The sequence below is a fragment of the Simplicispira lacusdiani genome, assembly GCF_003604195.1.
GTDB classification, from domain to species: Bacteria; Pseudomonadota; Gammaproteobacteria; order Burkholderiales; family Burkholderiaceae_C; genus Simplicispira; species Simplicispira lacusdiani.
This window is the reverse complement of record NZ_QXGR01000024.1, coordinates 1-3,146: the sequence shown is the minus strand read 5'-3', so window position 1 is coordinate 3,146 and position 3,146 is coordinate 1. Positions and strand designations below refer to the sequence as shown.

At 35.1% G+C, this 3,146-nt stretch carries 3 protein-coding genes; 2 read left to right on the top strand and 1 reads right to left on the bottom strand.

The features are described from left to right. Window positions 1-257: hypothetical protein (locus D8S75_RS17195; protein WP_442475918.1), on the top strand; the 257-nt coding region annotated here is incomplete at its 5' end. 29 nt (window positions 258-286) lie between these two features. Here the strand turns inward: D8S75_RS17195 and D8S75_RS17190 are convergent. Next, on the bottom strand, window positions 287-745 hold the full coding sequence (locus tag D8S75_RS17190; RefSeq protein WP_001125937.1) for a replication/maintenance protein RepL: 459 nt from the start codon (window positions 743-745) through the stop codon (window positions 287-289). A 1,289-nt stretch (window positions 746-2,034) separates the two neighbouring features. On the opposite strand from D8S75_RS17190, the gene mobV reads away from it, so the two are divergent. Further along, a partial coding sequence (gene mobV / locus D8S75_RS17170; protein ID WP_232829094.1) for a MobV family relaxase occupies window positions 2,035-3,146 on the top strand: 1,112 nt, incomplete at its 3' end.

Genomic DNA, 3,146 nt, shown 5'->3' with positions numbered 1-3,146 from the left:
TCCCCGACGCGCTTCCGATTAGAGAGAGAAATAAAGACTTACCTACAAAAATAGGCTCGTTACAAGCTCATATAAACGATTTGAAGATAAACGTAAAGGTTTTATATCAACAAACGAAAAAAGTCTTTAAAGAGCAATTTAAAACGTTTAGAGGGCTTGTTAAGAATGAACTAGTTGGAAGGGAAGTAGAGGATTACTTTGAGCGTGAACATAAAAACGAAATGACTAAACAACGAGGATATGATATGGAAAGGTAAAACCGCCTTAGAATCAATTCTTGGGCGGTTTATTCAACTGCATTAATTGGAGCCTTATTATTATTAAAATCTTCGAATCTAGCAAGTAAGTATTTCTCTTTTGTATCTTTACCACGATGAACAAGGCTTGGATGTATCATTATTGCTCCAGTTCTTCTAGTAATTATTTGGGCTTGCTCCAGTGTTTTTAATGTGTCTATTACAGTTTGTCTAGATACCTTGCTTTTTTCGGTCAATTCTCTTGTAGTTATAATTAACGTATTTGTTGATTTGTCCATGTTTTCTAATATGTATTTTACAACTTGCATTTTTTTATTACCTAAACTATCTATTAATTGAACGATTGCAGTTAAATATGTGATCATAAAACCATTTCTAGGAGTTTTCTTTATGACTTCATCAGTTTCTATTATTTCACCTGTATCTAGGTTTCTCCATCGACTTTTACCGTTATATATTATTTCGTTTTCAGTTTTTTGTTTTGGCATATTATCACCTTTCTCCTATATTTTTATATTTCCATTTTATCATAATTAGACCAAAAGGTCAAAAAAAAATAGACCAAAAGGTATAAAAAATTAGACCAAAAAGTATAAAAAATTAGACCAAAGAAAATGCCCTTCAATAGCTATATATCAGCTTAAAATCTACTTTTTACCCCCTGCTTACTCTTTTCTATATATTTAAGGCGATAAATATCGCCTTAAATATATTCTTTTTTCATTTTTTTTAGAGGGCTTTCCACAATGCAATAGTCGAGTAGTATTTTTTGAGAAAACCACTCAAAAAATCTCCACTCTTTTGCTATTGCATAGTGAAATTCGGCAGGTGTGAGCATGTCGCCAAGCCGAACATACCAAAAACGAGGATTTAAGTTGCACGACTTGGACTAGCAATTGTACCTGCCGAACCGCCTTGATCTATCGTTCAAGAATTTCACTAATGCCATATAAAATTACGTTAAGTTCCTGGGGGCTAGCCCCCAAACCCCCAGCCAGCACTCACACCCAAAAACAAGGGGGATACCAATAAAAAAGTCAAAATCCACTATATAGGATTTTGACTTTTTTATTGGTATTGAACTACAAGGGTCCCTACAGGCTGTTTTTGAACACCCGTAGTTCTTTTTAAAAGGGATTAATTTATCAGATTTATTAAATGAATAATTCATAAAATCCCCTTTCAATCACTCTGTTGTATGGCAATTTATCAAGTAGGCAGTTGTACATAAGTAGTGTATGCAGGGGACAAAAATGTGTATATAACTGGATAAGCCTTTTTTATTTTTGGCTTGGTATGAAAAAAGAACCCTAATGTTGGATAGGGTTCTTTTTAGGGGTAACAGTTGAAGGTTGAAGGTATATTTCATATTTATTATGTACTTTACTCTTATATTCATTCGAATAGGAAACACATATGTTTGGAGTAATTTGCAAAGCGATTGTTGGAAAAGGAAAAATTAGCGGTAAGTGTCAATGGTAAGCGGACTGGAAGGGGTCAGCGGTTTGTGCTGATCCATGAAAGGAGCATTAAGGAATTGACACGTGCAATTGATTCTTCACCCTCTTGGCCTGTCAAAACGTCAAACGTTTTGGCCTGCCAACCGGCGAGGGAGTCCCTCAAGGATTGAGGGGTTGGGGAGTTCGATTGATGGGGTCAAGGGGAAGAGTTCCCCTTGTAGGTTCGGACAAAGTCCGAGGTTTTTTTGCCATGCAAGGCATGGTTTGGCGAAGCCAACGAGCCTCGCAGAGCACGTCCAAATGAAATTTGGTATAACGTGCTAGACCAAATTATTGGATTCTCTCAATCTTCGTGCTATGCTGATTACCAAAAGGGGGGCTTACTTGTGGCTCATGTAGAAAAATATACAAAAGGCAGCGTACAAGGATTATCGATTCATTGGGACAGAAAAACAGAAAATCATTCGAATCAAGAGATTGATAATGAGCGGTCAAATTTAAATTATGATTTATGCGAAAAAGAAGGAGATACACTTTCCCGCATGAATGATCGATTACGTGAAGTACATTGTTTGAATCGGAAAGATGTAAAAGTTTGTAGTGATTGGGTTGTTACGTTACCAGAAAACTTGAAGGGGACTTCAGAAAAAGAACAACGTGAATTTTTTGAAAAAACCTATGAGTTTTTAGCGAATCGTTATGGCGGTGAAAAAAATGTATTGTCCGCTAACGTACATAAGGACGAAACAACACCTCATATGCATTTTGCTTTTATGCCTGTTGTTTGGGACGAGAAAAAACAACGGGAAAAAGTTTCAGCCAAAGAGGTTTTAACAAGAAAAGATTTAAAGACATTCCACCAAGATTTAGATACATTTTTGAAAAAGGAAATACCACACATCTACAAAGATGGAATTTTAAATGATAAAACGATTGGTGTTGATACCGTTAAGGATTTAAAAAAGCATTCTCTAGAAATAGAGAAACAAAAAAAGGCGATGGATGCGGAAATAAAGATAAAAGAAAAAGACTTGGAGAGAAAAATCCAATCTTTAGATAAAGAATTTGAAAGTAAAAAGAAAAAGCTTTTAGATCTCAGTGAACAATTACCACAAGAAATCAAAATCAATGCAAAAGGGAAAGAGAAAAAAACAGAGGTTGTGAAAAAAGGATTATTTAAAACAGAAACGATAACCAAAAACACTGGGAATTGGATTATTGGAACGAACGAATTGAAAAGAGTACAAAAAATGGTGAACGCTGCCTATATGGTCAAAAGGGATTATGAACGTTTGCAAAGTACAGATTTGGTGGAAGAAAATAAAAAATTACACCTGCAAGTAGAGGGCTTGTCTAACAATTTAAAAGCATCTCATCAGATTAATGCGGAGTTGAGAGAGAGAAATAAAGAATTACATACAAAAATAGG